The organism is Rhizobium cerradonense, from assembly GCF_030182455.1.
Lineage (GTDB): Bacteria > Pseudomonadota > Alphaproteobacteria > Rhizobiales > Rhizobiaceae > Rhizobium.
The window spans coordinates 295,643-311,483 of record NZ_JAQJCK010000005.1 but is presented as its reverse complement, the minus strand read 5'-3'; the positions used below and the strand labels follow the sequence as shown (position 1 = coordinate 311,483).

The 15,841-nt window shown below is 60.5% G+C and carries 12 protein-coding genes; 9 read left to right on the top strand and 3 right to left on the bottom strand.

The features are described 5' to 3' along the window. Nucleotides 1-19: 19 nt before the first annotated feature. Nucleotides 20-1,357, bottom strand: coding sequence for a polysaccharide biosynthesis/export family protein (locus PH547_RS14860; protein WP_104826652.1), 1,338 nt, complete (start codon nt 1,355-1,357; stop codon nt 20-22). 318 nt (nt 1,358-1,675) lie between these two features. Here PH547_RS14860 and PH547_RS14855 point away from each other — a divergent pair, with 318 nt between their 5' ends. From PH547_RS14855 to PH547_RS14845, 3 genes are all read left to right on the top strand, one after another. After that, nucleotides 1,676-2,905, top strand: a complete 1,230-nt coding sequence (locus PH547_RS14855) for a glycosyltransferase (protein ID WP_104826653.1) — start codon at nt 1,676-1,678, stop codon at nt 2,903-2,905. 69 nt (nt 2,906-2,974) lie between these two features. Next, complete coding sequence (locus PH547_RS14850; protein WP_104826654.1) at nt 2,975-3,256, top strand: type II toxin-antitoxin system RelB/DinJ family antitoxin; 282 nt, start codon at nt 2,975-2,977, stop codon at nt 3,254-3,256. A gap of 120 nt (nt 3,257-3,376) precedes the next feature. Beyond that, nucleotides 3,377-4,186, top strand: a complete 810-nt coding sequence (locus tag PH547_RS14845; RefSeq protein ID WP_285168697.1) for a phosphate/phosphite/phosphonate ABC transporter substrate-binding protein — start codon at nt 3,377-3,379, stop codon at nt 4,184-4,186. A 16-nt stretch (nt 4,187-4,202) separates the two neighbouring features. Here PH547_RS14845 and PH547_RS14840 read toward each other — a convergent pair whose 3' ends face one another. Then, a complete protein-coding gene (locus tag PH547_RS14840; protein ID WP_285168696.1) occupies nt 4,203-6,446 on the bottom strand; it encodes a glycoside hydrolase family 2 protein in 2,244 nt (747 codons plus the stop codon). Nucleotides 6,447-6,670: 224 nt separating this feature from the next. Here PH547_RS14840 and PH547_RS14835 point away from each other — a divergent pair, with 224 nt between their 5' ends. Together PH547_RS14835 and PH547_RS14830 are read left to right on the top strand one after the other, a co-directional pair. Next, nucleotides 6,671-8,074, top strand: a complete 1,404-nt coding sequence (locus PH547_RS14835; RefSeq protein ID WP_285168695.1) for an aminotransferase-like domain-containing protein — start codon at nt 6,671-6,673, stop codon at nt 8,072-8,074. A gap of 225 nt (nt 8,075-8,299) precedes the next feature. After that, a complete protein-coding gene (locus PH547_RS14830; protein WP_104826658.1) occupies nt 8,300-8,719 on the top strand; it encodes a DUF983 domain-containing protein in 420 nt (139 codons plus the stop codon). A 6-nt stretch (nt 8,720-8,725) separates the two neighbouring features. Here the strand turns inward: PH547_RS14830 and PH547_RS14825 are convergent, their stop codons facing one another. Continuing rightward, nucleotides 8,726-9,628: an AraC family transcriptional regulator gene (locus PH547_RS14825; RefSeq protein WP_285168694.1), complete on the bottom strand. Its 903-nt coding sequence runs from the start codon at nt 9,626-9,628 to the stop codon at nt 8,726-8,728. 213 nt (nt 9,629-9,841) lie between these two features. Between PH547_RS14825 and melA the strand changes: the two genes are divergently transcribed. From melA to PH547_RS14805, 4 genes are all read left to right on the top strand, one after another. Then, nucleotides 9,842-11,308 carry an alpha-glucosidase/alpha-galactosidase gene (gene melA / locus PH547_RS14820; protein WP_104826660.1) on the top strand — a complete coding sequence of 489 codons (1,467 nt, stop codon included), beginning with the start codon at nt 9,842-9,844 and terminating at the stop codon, nt 11,306-11,308. A gap of 137 nt (nt 11,309-11,445) precedes the next feature. After that, complete coding sequence (locus PH547_RS14815; RefSeq protein WP_104826661.1) at nt 11,446-13,533, top strand: ABC transporter substrate-binding protein; 2,088 nt, start codon at nt 11,446-11,448, stop codon at nt 13,531-13,533. Between the two features lie 158 nt (nt 13,534-13,691). Then, nucleotides 13,692-14,702 carry an ABC transporter permease gene (locus PH547_RS14810; RefSeq protein WP_104826662.1) on the top strand — a complete coding sequence of 337 codons (1,011 nt, stop codon included), beginning with the start codon at nt 13,692-13,694 and terminating at the stop codon, nt 14,700-14,702. Continuing rightward, nucleotides 14,702-15,832 carry an ABC transporter permease gene (locus PH547_RS14805; RefSeq protein ID WP_104826663.1) on the top strand — a complete coding sequence of 377 codons (1,131 nt, stop codon included), beginning with the start codon at nt 14,702-14,704 and terminating at the stop codon, nt 15,830-15,832. The genes PH547_RS14810 and PH547_RS14805 overlap by 1 nt, the downstream gene beginning before the upstream one ends. Nucleotides 15,833-15,841 lie beyond the last annotated feature (9 nt).

The following is a 15,841-nucleotide window of genomic DNA, read 5'->3' as shown; positions in this document are numbered from 1 at the left end:
ACCTTGCTTTTGATGGTGGTTATTGGGATTGCGTGGGATCGATCGAGGACAGCACCGTGCCGTCCAGGCTGCCGGAAACGTTGTAGCGAACATCCAGCACATCGCCCGGCTGCACCTCCGTCGTTTCTTGCACCTCGGTTGTGGTGCCTGCATCGCCGCCGCGCGTGATCCAATATTCGAGCGGCTGGAGATCGATCGCCTTCATGCTCTGGGAGCGAGACAGCGAAGCGCCGGCGATCTGCAGCAGTTGCAGCGTCGTGTTGCGCTTCAGCTTGGTGTCTTCGATTTCGGTTTCGGTCGCCTGCAATTGCTGTCCGACCTCGGTCTTGCGCTGCCCTTTGAGGTTCAGCGCATCGCGTTGGGTCTCGCTGAGCTTTTGCTTGGCCTGCATCGAGGCGACGACGAGATCGAGCTTGCCGCTCTGCATGTCAGCGACGACGCGTTCCAGGGAGGTCTTGCGCGAGGTGGTGAGGATCTTGGTGTCGACCAGCTTGGAAATGTCCTGCAATTCGTCCTGGGCGATCTTCACCTGCTCGTCCTGGGATGTCATTTTCTCGTCGAGAATGTCGATCTCGTTGCGCAGCAAGGTTTCGAGCTCGGCGGCAGCTTGAAGCTGTTGGCGCATCGCCTCGGCCCTGGCATTGAAGACATCGATTTCGCTGGTCATGATCTGCTTGATGGCCGAGCCTTCAGGCGCCGCCTTGATTTCCATCGGAAAATCGATGGTCGTCTGGTCATTCAGCTCAGCCATCAACCGGGCGCGCCGAGCGCCGAGCTGCTTCAATTGCAGCTCCATCCGGTTAATCTCGCCGGCATAGCTGATCTGCTGCGCATTGTTGTATTCGCCGGTCGGACTGGTGCGGCGCTCGCGGCCGCCGGCCATGGCAACGGCCTGCTTGACTGTCAGCCCCGGCCGGAATTCCAGCTCGCTCGGCTTCTCGACTGAACCGGTGACGTAGATCATCGGATATTTCACCACTTCGACGGACGCCGTCGGAGCGGTGGCAAGCCCGGTGATCTGCTTCAGCCGATCGCCGATTTCTGCGGAGACACCTACAGTGGTCTTATCGAGGACCGTCATCTCGCCGATCATCGGGATGGAGATCGTTCCGGATTGCGAAACGACATATTCGCCGTTCAGCGCCGTCCATTCCTTATATTCGCCGGTCGCGGCGACCCATTCGACGATCGCTACCTTCATCCGCGTCTGAGGCTTGATGTGATAGACATCGTCCGATGCGGCACTCGCTTTGTCGATAAAGGCGGTTCCCGAAAGTGCCAGGGCGAGGAACAGGCCGAGGATGGTGCCCGGCGTCTTCCGGCGGGCTTGTGCGTGAAGAGCAGAAATTGTCAACATGAGGCGCGATCTCGTTTTCGTGTCGGTCGCGCCACCGCCAACCCTGCCGCAGCGCTATGGACTGAGATCATCCCTTGAACGCTTTTCGAGTAAATCCCCTGCCGTAGGGTTACGGCTAATCCCTTCTGAGGAAGGAATGGGTGGGGCTCAGCGTTCGGGTAACAGCGAATATAACATTGAGTTTAAACTGTTTTTGGCCGCCTAGACCTTTTGGTCATGACCTTCCACCATTTGGATGCGATGGAGGACCGATGTGGGTTCTGTCGCATTGCCCGCCGCCCGCACAATGATGTCTCGATCAACGGCGGAGGAAGAAGGATGCGGGTAGCCATCGTTCATTATTGGCTGGTGTCGATGCGGGGCGGCGAGAAAGTGGTCGAAGCGCTCTGCGACATGTATCCGGACGCCGATATCTTCACGCTCGTCTATGATGAGAGCCGCGTCTCCGAAAAGATCAGGAGACACAAGGTCACGACATCGTTCCTGCAGCGCATCCCCGGCGCCATCAAAGGCTATCAGTCACTGCTGCCACTGATGCCCTTCGCACTGGAGAGCTTCGATCTCAGCGGTTACGATCTGATCATCTCCAGCGAATCAGGCCCGGCAAAGGGCATTATCCCGCCGCCGCAAGCAACGCACGTCTGCTACTGCCACTCGCCGATGCGCTACCTCTGGGACCACTATCATTTCTATCGCTCCAATGCCGGCCTTGCCTCGCGGCTGATGTTGCCGGTGCTGGCGCCGCTGTTGCGGACCTGGGACGTCAACACCAGCTTGCGCGTCGATCGCTTCATCGCCAACTCCCACCATGTCAGCGCCCGCATCGGCAAATATTACCGTCGCCCAGCAACCGTGCTCTATCCGCCGGTCTCGGTGGACGATTTCATCCCGGCGGCGGCAACGGAGGACTTCTACCTCTGCGCCGGCCAGCTCATTCCCTACAAGCGGATCGACCTCGCTGTCCGGGCTTTTACCAAGATGAACCGCAATCTGGTCATCATCGGCGAGGGCAAGGAAATGGAGAAACTCAAACGTTTGGCCGGACCGACCATCACCTTCCTCGGCCGTGCGCCGTTCTCGGTGCTGAAGGAGAAGTTGGCTCGCTGCCGCGCACTGATTTTCCCGGGCGAAGAGGATTTCGGCATCGTTCCGGTCGAGGCCATGGCCAGCGGCCGTCCCGTCATCGCCTTTGGCAGCGGCGGCGCGCTGGAAACGGTCGTTCCAGGCCTCAGCGGTATATTGTTCGGGGAGCAATCCGTGGAAGCAGTGGTGGACGCGGTGCATGATTTCGAAGATCACGAGGATGCTTTCCGTCCGGACGTGCTGCGTGCGCATGCGGCTCAATTCAGCCTTCGCAATTTCACGACAGGCATGCAGGCGATAATCGATGAGGAATTGCTGGCACGTAAACCGGTTCTGCCACGCAACGACCGGAGCACCGCTGCCATCCAACGCCTGTTCGAGGGACAGTTCCCAGCGCCGGCAGCGGAAACGCCGCAACGCGTCGCCACGACCGACCCGGTGACGGTGCACGCGCCGACTTTTTGATTTATATTCGGCCACTGGAAGATGTCATTCGAAATGCATGACATTGTTCCTCAGCCGAGGGAGGCTGAAATGGCATCGGATGTAATGGTCCAGACTCAAATCGACGCTGAAATCAAAGAACGCGCAGCGGCCGTTCTCGAGACCATGGGATTAACGGTCTCGGATGCCATCCGCATCCTGCTGACCCGTACGGCGAATGAGGGCGCCCTGCCACTCGAACTCGTCAGCAACAGCGCTGTCCACGATGCATGGCTGCGCGCGAAAGTTCTGCAGGCGCTCGAGGATGCCAGACCCGATGTCGATGATGCCGATGAGGAAAGGCATTTTTCCCCAGGGCGAAGGCACGCTTGACGTGCCCGACTATTGAAGGCGGACGCCTCGACGAAGCAAATGCACTTTCCGGGATGCGCCAGCATTCGGAGCGGTGTATGGGATCAGCAAGTCCTGCCGATCTCTTGAGATATCCCCGTTATGCGCCTCAGCAACATTGCCATGTATACCGGTCAGCCGCCGCTTGTTGCCGCGACGGACGCTCTCTGGGCCTATATCGGCGACCGGCTGCGAAAAGCGGGCGTGGCGGATGTCCCCGAGACATTGGAGAAGGGCATCACGCATGACGAGGCCTGGGTGCAGCCTGGGCTGCTGCTGGCGCAGACTTGCGGCTTTCCCTATGTCAAATACCTGCGAGGCAGGGTCCAGCTTGTGGCGACGCCGGTCTATGACCTGCCGGGTTGCGATGGCCCGTCGATGCGCAGCTTCATCATTGTTCGCAAGGACTCGGCAATAGAGGCGCTTGCCGATCTTCGCGGACTGACCGCCGCCATCAACGATCCCGGCAGCAATTCCGGCTCCAATCTCTTCCGTGCGGCCATCGCGCCGCTCGCTAAAGGCGGCAGCTTCTTCGGTCGCGTCATCGAAACCGGCGGGCATCTGCGCAGTATCGATGCCGTGACCGACGGCAGAGCTGATGTCGCAGCGATTGACTGCGTCACCTTCGGCAATGCCAACCGCTTTGATCCCCACCGTGTCGCCGGTGTCCGCATTCTGGCGGAAACGGTCAGCGGGCCGGGCTTGCCGTTCATCACCGGCATGGAAACTTCGGCGGAAGAACTGACGCTGCTGCGCCAAATTCTCTCCGGCATCGCAAGCGAGCCCACGCTTGCGGATGTCCGCGATACCTTGTCGTTGCGGTGCTTTGAGGTGCTTGGCGATGCCGATTATGAGGCGTTGGCCGAGCTGGAGCGGCAGGCGATCACGTTGGGCTATCCCGTCATCGCCTGAGCCTGCTTTTAGGTCGTCACTTCGCCGCCAGCGTGACCGTTCGCGTCGCAAAGCGCGAGGATGAAACTTCGACGATGATTGCCCCCGCTTCGCCCGTCGACTGGAGCCAGAAGCCGGTGGTACCGCCCTGGAAGGCTATCGTCTGCGGGCCGATGACCTCAGCAGGGCCGGTGACCTTTATCGTCGCGACATCGTTAAGGAAGGGCAGGCGGGAGCCTGCCTGGTCAAGAGCACGGACGATGACACGCGTCGTGTCGCGATCACCGGCGCGAAGCGTCAGGCTGTCCGCCTTCACCTCGAGCGTCGTCGGAAGGGGATTGGCGACCATGTGCAGCGCTGCGACCGCCTTGCCACCAATAAACCCGGTAAAATGCGCGTCCTCCCATTCCATGCCCCAGACGCCCAATTCGTCCTTCGTGAAATGGCGATGGTCGAAGACGACGGGCGGGTGCGGTAGATGCGGGAAATTCTCCCGGTCCGGGCCGATACGCTTGACGAGCGAGCCGTAGCGCAGCTCGATTTCATCGCAATTGGTGAGCACGATTAGCGGCAGCACGCCGCCAATGTTGCGCTCACCGCGCGCCCATTGGGTCACGGGCTTCATAACGACCTCGTCGGAAGGCTCGCACTGGCTGATATAGGCGTAGGCCGCGAATTTCGGCTCGCGGAACATGTCCATGACGCCGTGATAGCAGATGCGGTCGCCGGAGCCGAAATCGCTATGGGTATTGTAGTCGAACATGCACCAGCCGATGGCGCCTGATATCGACGGGTCGCCATAGGCCGCATTCAGCACTTCCAGATGCCGGCGCACATGCTCGGCCTGCCGTTGTTCCTGATCGTAGATCTTCGTTGGGTACATGTGGCCGCCGAATTCGGTGATCAGATAGGGCACATTCTTAGAGAGGCCGGTATTCTCCTGCTGCGATCTGAGAGGCGTGCGCGGGCGGTTGGCGCCCGGCAGCTCCTCGTTGCCGAGAATGAAGTCGTTCATCGTATAGACGTCTTCGAGCAACTCGCTCTCGGTGATGTAGCGCACGCCGCCGGTCTGGCGCGTCGGATCGAGTTCGCGGGCAAGCCTGTTGGTCTCGACGTAAAAATCATGGGAATCCTGCGATTCGTTGATGCGCACGCCCCAGATGATGATCGAGGGATGGTTCCAGTCGCGTTCGATCATGCGGCGGACGTTTCGGATCGATTCCTGTTTCCACTCTTCGCCGCCAATATGCTGCCAACCGGGGATTTCCTCGAAGACCAGTAGGCCGATGCGGTCGCAATGATCGAGGAACCAGGTCGATTGCGGATAATGCGATGTGCGCACCACGTTGCACTTCAACGTGTGCTTCATGATCTCGGCGTCACGCTCCTGCGCGGAGCGGCCCATGGCATAGCCGGCATAGGGGAAGGCCTGGTGACGGTTGAGACCGCGCAGCTTCAGCTTGCGGCCATTCAGCAGAAAACCTTCGGCGGTGAACTCGGCAGTGCGGAAGCCGAAATTTACCGCGCACCGATCTGATCCATGGTTGGTTTTCAGCTCGGCATCAATCGTATAGAGCACGGGATTGTCGAGTTCCCACAGCGAGATGCCGGTCAGATTGTCGAAGGCGAAGGTAACGCTGCCGCCCGAGATCTCGGCGACTGCCGAGGCCAGCACCGTGCCATCCGCTGCGCAGAGGCGGGTTTCCATCGCGCCGTTGAAGGCGAGGCCCTGCGGATTGGCGATGTCGCAGCGAACGGTCGCGGATTTTGCAGCGGCAAGCACATTGCCGGTCTCGACCTTGATGTTGGCGATCGAGACGGGCGCTGCCACCTTCAGCCAGACATCGCGGTAGATACCGGCATAGGTGAGATAGTCGATACGGCCGCCGAAGGGCGGGATTTCCGGGTTCTCGCTGCCGTCGATCTTGACGGTGAGGAGATTGTCGCCCTCCCGCAGGCGGCCAGTCAGCCGCGCTTCGAAGGGTGTGTAGCCGTCCTTGTGAGCGATGATCTCCTCGCCATTGAGATAGACGACCGCATCGGCCATGGCGGCATCGAACACCAGCGACATTTCGCGCCCGGCGAAATCGGCGCTCCAGGGCAGGATCTTCTGGTAGGTGAAGGCGCGCTGATAGGATTTCTCGTCGAAATAGTTGAATGGCAGCTCAACCGCAGTGTGCGGCAAGGTGACGGGCTGTCCTGCCTGAAGATGGCCAACTTCGGCAAGCGAAAAACCTTCCTGAAAACTCCAGGATTCATTGAAAGCGACAACAGAGCGCATGTTCATTCCTATCGATGGAGCCCGTCGCAGCCTGGACGAACGCGTATTGCTTGGAAAAGGCGCGGTTGCGATGCGAAGCATGGTCGCAGCCGGGCGATATCTATACAGGCCTGTCGCGATGGTGCAACGAAATCGGATCCCGGATCGGCATTTCCCGGTGGTCACCCTCTTGCTCGCGACGCAAAAACCATACAATATGCATACATTCCTTTGGAGATACCGATATGAGCGATGATCAGGCAGCGCCCTTCTGGGCACCCTCTATCAGCAGGGTGGCCGGGCCGGTCTATCTGGCGATCGCCGATGCCTTGCAGGCCGACATCCGCGCCGGCCGCTTGGCGATCGGTGCGCGCCTGCCACCGCAGCGCGCGCTAGCCGAGGCGCTCGGCATCGATTTCACCACCGTCACCCGCGCCTACGCCGAAGCGCGCAAACGGGGTTTGGTGGAAGGCCGGGTCGGGCAGGGGACCTATGTCAGCCAGGGCCGGGCAGCGCCGCCACGCCAAAAATCCATTCCCAGCGGGCTGGTCGATATGAGCATGAACCTGCCGCCGCGCTTCGATGACGAAGCCCTGACGGCGCGGATGTGGCAGGGGATCAGCGGGCTGGAATTCAGCGATGGGTTGGACCTGCTGCTGCGCTACCAACAGCCAGGCGGCGCCGTCCGTGACCGCGAGGCCGGAGCGGAATGGCTCGCAAGCCGGCTGCCCGGTATCGGGCCGGAACGTATTCTCGTGTGCCCCGGCGCTCAGGGCGCGATACTCGCCATCACCCGCATGCTGACGGCCCCTGGCGACACAGTCTGCGCTGAGGCGCTGACCTATCCAGGCTTCCTCTCCGTGGCGGCGCATTTGCGGCTTAATGTTGCTGCTATAGAAACCGACGATAAAGGTCTGATTCCAGAAGCTTTTGAGGAGTTCTGCCTCAGTAGGTGCCCAAAGGCGCTTTATTGCAATCCCACCATCAACAACCCGACGACGATCACGTTGCCGCTGTCGCGGCGCAAGGCCATTCTCGACATCGCCGCCCGTTACGATGTCGCTGTTATCGAGGACGATGCCTATGGCGCGCTGCCGATACAGCCGGTCGCGCCGCTGGCGGCGCTTGCGCCGGAGCGGGTCTATCACATCGCCGGCCTCGCCAAGTGTCTGTCGCCCGCGCTGCGCATCGCCTATCTCGCTGTGCCGGATCTGCGCGCGGCAACCAAGCTTGCCGGCATCATCCGCGCGACCGCCGCCATGGCTTCGCCGCTTTCCGCCGCGATCGCCAGCCGCTGGATCGAAGACGGTACGGCCGAGGCTGTGCTGGCGGCGATCCGCCAGGAGACGAAGGCACGGCAGGCGATTGCGGCGGAATTGCTGCCTGCCGCCAATCTGCTTGTCGATCCGGAAGGCTTCCATGCCTGGCTGCGGCTGCCGTCCGAATGGTCGCGCGGCGAATTCACGGCGCGACTGCGCTCTGCCGGCATTGGCGTCGTCGCGAGCGATGCCTTTGCCCTTGGTCCGGCGCCGGAAGCGGTCCGCCTTGGGCTCGGCGTTGCGGAAGATCGCGACCATCTTCGCCAGAGCCTCGGCATTGTCGCCGATCTGCTGGCAGAGACACCGGCCGCTTCGGCGATCGTCATCTGATCGGACAAATTGCCGCGCCCGCATGAGATACTTGAACAATATACATACAATAATTGACAATGTATGCATGTTGTGCCATACATCTTCCAACAGGACGGCAGGCGGCTTGAAGGTCGCCCACAGTGCCGTCCGGCTTCGGGACGATCCGCATGGGGCGCTTCGCCCGCGAGGCTCTCGGGCAATACGCTCCAGAGCGAATGCCCGGTTCTTGGAAGGGACAAAACAATGTCATCCGAAGATTCATGGCCGCCGCTTCCGCCGCTCCAGACCGGTTTGCGCAACCGCTGCCCGCGCTGTGGGCAAGGTCATCTGTTCAAAGGTTTCCTGACGCTCCGGCCGTCCTGCGAGGTCTGCGGCCTCGACTATTCCTTTGCCGATCCGGCCGATGGTCCGGCCTTCTTCGTCATCTGCTTTGCTTGCATTCCAAGCGTCGCGCTTGCGGTCTGGCTCGAGGTGGCTTTCCAAGCTCCCTATTGGGTGCATGCCTTCACGACGCTGCCGTTCATGCTGCTCACCTGCATCCCGCCGCTGCGTCCGTTGAAGGGCTGGCTGGTGGCGAGCCAATATTTCTACAAGGCGGAAGAAGGAAAGCTGGTGCGGCTGGAAACGCCTGGTAACGACGACCTGCATCCGCATTCCGCATAGGCGGAGCTATCTTGTCCGCGCATTCTTGATGTCCTCTCCTGGGCTCCGCACTGCCGCGTACATGCCGGTGGTGCGGAATTCCGTAGGGTTGATGCCGTAGGTGCGCCGGAAAGCTTTCGAGAAATAATTGGCATCGTCGAAGCCAGACATGATCGCGACTTCCTTGACCGGAATGAACGCTGCCTTGGTCAGGAGCTTGGCGGCCCTCTGCATGCGCTGCTGCAGCACGAATTCCGCCGGCGGCAAACCCTCGCTGTCGGCAAAGACACGCGAGAAATGGGCGCGGCTGAGGCCGCTGACCCGCGCAAGATCACTGACCGGCAAAGGCTTGTCGAGGTTGGCGTCGATATAGTCGATCACCGTCTGCATGGCGGATCGATCGGCAGCGATGGCATGCGAACCAAAGACATCGTCATAGAGCGCCATCGCGGCTTCATAGGCCACCGCCGAGGCAGAGGCTGGCGTCGTGGCGCCCCTTACGAGGCGGAGGCTGCAATCGGCAAGATGATCGATCGTCGACGGCTGCAGTTTCAGGAGCGGCCCGGCGGCGGTGAGGATCAGGCGATGAATACGCAACGCCTCCTCGCCATTCATCGATATCCAGAAATATTCCCAGCGCTCGCCTTTTTCCAACCAATAGCGATGATTGTGCGGCACCAGCACCAGCAGCGTGTCACCGGGGCCGACACGGTAGTTGCGGTTTTCATAGCGCAGCCGGCCGCTGCCGCCGATCGTGTGCTGCAGCACCGTAAATGGCGTCTGGCCGCGCCTGCGTCCATCCCAATCGTAAAGCTCGTTGTCCCTTATTTCGTAGCCGGCGCTGGTCGGCATGGCGTGCAGCCGGTGGCGTCCACGCGGCAATGAGACGGTCCGCATGGTCTGGCCGTTGGCGATCAAATCTTGCAGCACAAAATTACCCTTGAAAGCATAATAGTTCTCTGGTCGGCCCGACGATTATAGGCATAATTCCTCTCAGAAAACAGCATGCACCTGCCGATGAGGACCGGCAGAAGGAGGAGAAGGTGCTGATTTTACTGTGTCGCGCTGTCTCTGCGATCATAGAATGAAAACACCAGCCTCTTCTCCGCTGCTGATTGTTCGACCGACTTTAAGGTGAGGATCATGAGTTTCAAAATCGCCATCATCGGCGCAGGCAGCGTCGGCTTCACGAAAAAACTGTTCACCGACATTCTCTGCGTGCCGGAGTTCCGGGATGTCGAATTCGCGCTGACCGATGTCAGCGAGCACAATCTTACGATGATCAAGGCGATCCTCGACAAGATCGTCGAGGCGAACAAGTTGCCGACGCGGGTGACGGCCACGACAGAACGGCGCAAGGCTCTCGATGGCGCGCGCTACGTCATCAGTTGCGTGCGCGTCGGCGGGCTGGAAGCCTATGCCGAAGATATCCGCATCCCCCTGAAATACGGTATCGACCAATGCGTCGGCGACACGATCTGCGCCGGCGGCATTCTCTACGGCCAGCGCAACATTCCCGTCATTCTCGACTTCTGCAAGGATATTCGCGAAGTCGCTGAAACAGGCGCGAAGTTCCTGAACTATGCCAACCCGATGGCGATGAACACCTGGGCGGCGATCGAATACGGCAAGGTCGATACGATTGGTCTCTGCCATGGCGTCCAGCACGGGGCCGAGCAGATCGCCGAAGTTCTCGGGGCCAAGGACAAGTCGGAACTCGACTATATCTGCTCGGGCATCAATCACCAGACTTGGTTCGTCGACCTGCGTCTCAACGGCCGCAAGATCGGCAAGGACGAGCTGATTGCCGCTTTCGAGGCGCATCCGGTCTATTCGCAGCAGGAGAAATTGCGCATCGATGTGCTGAAGCGCTTCGGCGTCTATTCCACCGAAAGCAACGGGCATCTTTCGGAATACCTGCCCTGGTATCGCAAGCGGCCGGACGAGATCAACAAGTGGATCGACATGTCCGACTGGATCCACGGCGAGACGGGCGGCTATCTCCGCCATTCGACGGAGACCCGCAACTGGTTCGAGACGGAGTTCCCGCAGATCCTCGAGAGCGCCTCGAAGCCGATCGACCCCGCCAAGCGCTCGAACGAGCATGCAAGCCATATTCTCGAAGCGCTGGAGACCAACCGCGTCTATCGCGGCCACTTCAACGTCAAGAATAATGGCGTCATCACCAATCTGCCTGCAGACGCCATCATCGAATCGCCCGGCTTCGTCGATCGCTTCGGCATCAACATGGTGGCAGGCATCACGCTGCCCGAAGCCTGCGCCGCGACCTGCATTTCCTCGATCAATGTTCAGCGTATGTCGGTTCATGCGGCCGTCAGCGGCGATCTCGACCTGCTGAAACTCGCGGTTCTGCACGATCCGCTGGTCGGCGCCGTATCGACACCGGAAGAGGTCTGGCAGATGGTGGACGAAATGATTGTGGCCGAAGCTCGCTGGTTGCCGCAATATGCGGATGCAGTCGAAGGCGCCAAGGACCGCCTGTCGCGCGGCAAGGTGAAAACCCGCGACTGGAAGGGTGCGGCCAGCCGCAACGTACGCTCGATCGAGGAGCTGAGAGCGGAAAAAGCAGCCGTGAAGCAGGCTGGCTAGCGAATGGACATTCGGGACAGGTTGGCTGCGGCGGGACTTTCAGGAGGAGGCCCGTCGCGCAAAGCCAACCGGTTCCCGTTCGATGGAGGAGTGCGGCGCACCCGCGGGGCGCTCGCGACAATGGGAGAGAGAAAACGATGAGACATTTTCGACCGATCAGCATTCTTGCGGCGTTGACGATTGCCACATCCGCGATCGCCATGAGCGCCTACGCGTCCGAACCGACGGTGCCGCCCGTACCGCCAGTTTTCCCGGCCGAAGGCAAGATCAAATATGTGGCACGCGATTCCATCCTGGAGTTCAAGACGCTGCCGGAATATCACGAGCCGGACTGGGTTACCGAGAAATTCGTCAAGACCGGCAAGTTGCCGCCGGTCAAGGATCGCCTGCCGAAGGAACCGCTCGTTTTCAAGACCGGCAACATGCCTGACGGCACCGGCGTCTATGGCGATACGCTGCGCCATGTCATCGGCGGCCGGCCGGAAGGCTGGAACTATGGCGCCGGCCAGACGCAAGGGTGGGGCGGCATCGATATCGGCCTCTCCGAGTGCCTGACGCGCACCGCGCCGCTGTTCCAGGTCGAGGCGAAGGACACCGAACCGCTGCCGAACCTTGCCAAGGGCTGGGAATGGTCGCCGGACGGCCACAAGCTCACCATGCACCTGATCGAAGGTGCGAAATGGTCCGACGGCGTGCCCTTCAATGCCGACGACATCATGTTCTATTGGGAAGACGAAGTCATCGATCCGAACGTCTCGCCGCTCGGTGGCGGCGCATCGCCGGAAGCTTTCGGCGAGGGCACGACCCTCAAGAAGATCGATGATTACACCATCGAGTGGACCTTCAAGGATGCCTTCCCGAAACAATATCTCTACACGATGGCCTATCCCAATTTCTGCCCAGGCCCATCGCACATCCTGAAGCCGCAGCATCCGAAATATTCGAAGAACACCTACGACCAGTTCAAGAATGCTTTCCCACCGGAATATATGAACATTCCGGTCATGGGCGCCTGGGTGCCGGTCGAGTATCGATCCGATGACATTATCGTCCTGCGCCGCAATCCCTATTACTGGAAGGTCGACGAGAAGGGTAATCAACTGCCTTACCTCAACGAGCTGCACTATAAGCTTTCGACTTGGGCGGACCGCGACGTGCAGGCGGTGGCCGGCTCCGGCGACCTCTCCAATCTGGAGCAGCCGGAAAACTTCGTCGCTTCGCTGAAGCGCGCTGCCCAGCCGGACGCTCCCGCGCGTCTCGCCTTCGGACCGCGCCTCATCGGCTATAACCTGCAGATGAACTTCTCCGCCAATGGCTGGGGCAACCCGGACCCACGCGGCCAGGCAATCCGCGAGCTGAACCGCAACGAGGATTTCCGCAAGGCCGTGACCATGGCGCTCGACCGCAAGGCGATCGGTGACTCCCTGGTCAAGGGGCCGTTCACGGCGATCTATCCGGGCGGCCTTTCTTCGGGCACCAGCTTCTATGATCGCAACTCGACCGTCTATTATCCCTTCGATCTGAAGGGTGCCAAGGAACTGCTTGCCAAGGCGGGCCTCAAGGACACGGATGGTGACGGCATCGTCAACTTCCCGGCCGGCACCGCCGGCGGTAAGGATGTCGAGATCACGCTCTTGGTCAACAATGACTACACCACGGACAAGAGCCTTGCCGAGGGCGTCGTGGCCCAGATGGAAAAGCTCGGGCTTCGCGTGATCATCAATGCACTCGACGGACCGAAGCGCGACGACGCCAACTATAGCGGCCGCTTCGACTGGATGGTCCGGCGTAACACCACGGAGCTGGCCTCCGTCGTGCAGAACACCGAACAGCTCGCCCCGGTCGGCCCGCGCACGAGCTGGAACCACCGCGCGCCCGAAAGTGGCCAGTTGGACCTGATGCCTTTCGAAAAGGAGATGGTCGATGTTGTCAATAAGTTCACGACCTCGCAGAATAGCGACGAGCGTGTGGCCCTGATGAAGCAGTACCAGAAAGTCTCGACCGAGCATCTCTACAATATCGGTCTGACGGAATATCCGGGCGCGCTCATCATCAACAAGCGCTTCTCGAACGTTCCTCCGGGCACGCCGATCTTCATGTTCAACTGGGCAGAAGACTCCATCATTCGCGAGCGCATGTGGGTCGCGGCCGACAAGCAAGGCAAATACGAGTTGTTCCCGCAGCAGCTTCCGGGTGCGCCGGGCAGTGCCGGCCCGATCAACTAACGGAGCAACGGTAGCCGGCCCATTGGGCCGGCTACCCGCTAACCAAGCAAAAATTCCGGCTGCATCGCGGTGCAGCCGGGCAAGGGTGAACCCAGCCGGTCCGTGCTATCCTCGGGGGATGCAGACCACCGGCGGCAAGAAGAGAAGCGAACCGTCCCATGTTGCGATTCCTGCTCGTGCGCATAGCCTCTGCCATACCTGTGCTCGTCATTCTGAGCGTGGTGACTTTTGCCATCATCCAGGCGCCGCCTGGGGACTATGCAGATTTCATCCGTTCGCAGTTGATGAACCAGGGCGGCGCGTCCTTCGCCCAGGCTGATGAGCAAGCGCAAATCTACCGTCGCGAACACGGCCTCGATAAGCCGCTGGTCGTGCAATACTTCAACTGGATCGGCGGCATCGTCACCAAGGGTGATTTCGGCTACAGCATGTTCTACAACAAGCCGGTCGCGGATGTCGTCGGCGAACGCTTGCCGCGCACCCTGGCGCTCGCGCTTGTTTGCCATCTCTTCGCTTCCGTTCTCGGCATCGGCTTCGGCATATGGGCCGCTACCAGGCAATATAGCTGGATCGACAGCCTGCTTTCCGGCATCTCATTTCTCGGCATGACGGTGCCGCGCTTCCTGATGGCGCTGATCATCGTTTATATCCTCGTCTTTCAGCTCAACGTCTCGGAAATCGGCAGCTTCTATTCGCCGCAATATGGCGGCGCGCCGTGGTCCTGGGCTAAGTTCGTCGATCTGGTCAAGCATGTCTGGCCGGTCGTGGCGATCGCCACTTTCGGGGGGCTCGCCTACAACATGCGTGTCATGCGCGGCAATCTGCTCGACACGCTGAATGCGCAATATGTCGAGACCGCGCGTGCGAAAGGACTCTCCGGCGGCGCCGTCGTCATGCGCCATGCGGTGCCGAACGCCTTGCATCCGCTCGTCATGTATCAGGGTGTCGTGCTGCCTTATATGCTGACCGGCGAGATCGAAACCGCAATCATCTTCGCGTTGCCGACCGTGGGGCCTGCGATCGTTGGCTCGATGGCGGTCGGCGACGTCTATGTCACCGCCACCTTCATGATGGTGCTGTCGGCGACGCTGATCATCGGCAACATCATCGCCGACATGCTGCTCGCTTTGCTCGATCCCCGCGTTCGCCAACAGGGAGGGATCCACTGATGCTCGCCTTCAGTACATCCGCGCCACCGCTCGATGACAACAAGATCAAATCGAAAAGCGGCAATGAGAGCTACATCGCGCTTGTCTGGCGACGCCTGAAGCGCTCCTGGACAGGCATGGGCGGCCTCATCCTCGTCATCCTCTTGCTGCTGATGTCGCTCTTTGCCGAATTCGTCGCCCCAGACGATCCCAAGGCTACCGACACCGGCTTTGCACCGCCGCAGGTGATCAGCTTCCACGACAAGGACGGTAATTTCTTCTTCCAGCCGCGCGTCTATGCGCTGGCCGAAACCGACGAGCTCGATCCGGTCACCTTTCAGCCGGTGGTCGGGCCAGACTACAACAACCCGCGTCTGCTCGGCTTTTTCGTCAAGGGCGCGCCCTATAACCTGTTTGGCCTGATCCCCGGCAATCGCCACCTCTTCGGCTCGGTCGACGGCCAGCCCGTGCATTTCCTCGGCACCGACAAGTTCGGCCGCGACGTGCTCTCCCGCGCCATCTACGGCTCGCGCATCTCGCTGATGATTGCACTGACAGTCGTCTTCATTGTCACGATCGTCGGCACCACCGTCGGCATGGTCTCAGGCTATTTCGGCGGTACGCTTGATACCTGGATCCAGCGCTTCGTCGAGCTGGTGCTCGCCTTTCCGCAATTGCCGCTTTATCTGGCGCTGACCTCGTTGATCCCCGTGACGGCGCCGACCAATGTCTTCCTCGCCTTCGTCATCATCGTCATGTCGGCGCTCGGCTGGGCGCAGATGTCGCGCGAGGTGCGCGGCAAGACCTTGGCCTTGGCGCGGATCGATTATGTGCGCGCCGCCATGGCGGTAGGGGCGACGGACTGGCGCATCATCCTGCAGCACATTTTCCCGAACGTGATGAGCCATGTCATTGTCACTGTGACGCTGGCAATTCCGAGCGTCGTGCTGCTCGAATCCTTCCTTGGCTTCCTTGGTTTCGCGGTCAAGCCGCCGCTGATTTCCTGGGGGCTGATGCTGCAGGATACGTCCACCTATTCGGTCATCGGCTCTTATCCCTGGATCCTCTCGCCCGTCGCCTTCGTGCTCGTCACCGTCTTTGCATTCAATGCGCTTGGCGACGGTCTGCGCGACGCCATCGATCCCTATTGAGAGGAGACG

Excerpts from the sequence above, each read along its gene's own strand:
- PH547_RS14830 (WP_104826658.1), top strand. The coding sequence starts at position 8,300 with ATGTCATCCGAAGATTCATGGCCGCCGCTTCCGCCGCTCCAGACCGGT.
- PH547_RS14860 (WP_104826652.1), bottom strand. The coding sequence starts at position 1,357 with ATGTTGACAATTTCTGCTCTTCACGCACAAGCCCGCCGGAAGACGCCG.
- PH547_RS14855 (WP_104826653.1), top strand. The coding sequence starts at position 1,676 with ATGCGGGTAGCCATCGTTCATTATTGGCTGGTGTCGATGCGGGGCGGC.
- PH547_RS14835 (WP_285168695.1), top strand. The coding sequence starts at position 6,671 with ATGAGCGATGATCAGGCAGCGCCCTTCTGGGCACCCTCTATCAGCAGG.
- PH547_RS14810 (WP_104826662.1), top strand. The coding sequence starts at position 13,692 with ATGTTGCGATTCCTGCTCGTGCGCATAGCCTCTGCCATACCTGTGCTC.
- PH547_RS14805 (WP_104826663.1), top strand. The coding sequence starts at position 14,702 with ATGCTCGCCTTCAGTACATCCGCGCCACCGCTCGATGACAACAAGATC.
- PH547_RS14840 (WP_285168696.1), bottom strand. The coding sequence starts at position 6,446 with ATGCGCTCTGTTGTCGCTTTCAATGAATCCTGGAGTTTTCAGGAAGGT.
- PH547_RS14845 (WP_285168697.1), top strand. The coding sequence starts at position 3,377 with ATGCGCCTCAGCAACATTGCCATGTATACCGGTCAGCCGCCGCTTGTT.
- PH547_RS14815 (WP_104826661.1), top strand. The coding sequence starts at position 11,446 with ATGAGACATTTTCGACCGATCAGCATTCTTGCGGCGTTGACGATTGCC.
- PH547_RS14850 (WP_104826654.1), top strand. The coding sequence starts at position 2,975 with ATGGCATCGGATGTAATGGTCCAGACTCAAATCGACGCTGAAATCAAA.
- melA (WP_104826660.1), top strand. The coding sequence starts at position 9,842 with ATGAGTTTCAAAATCGCCATCATCGGCGCAGGCAGCGTCGGCTTCACG.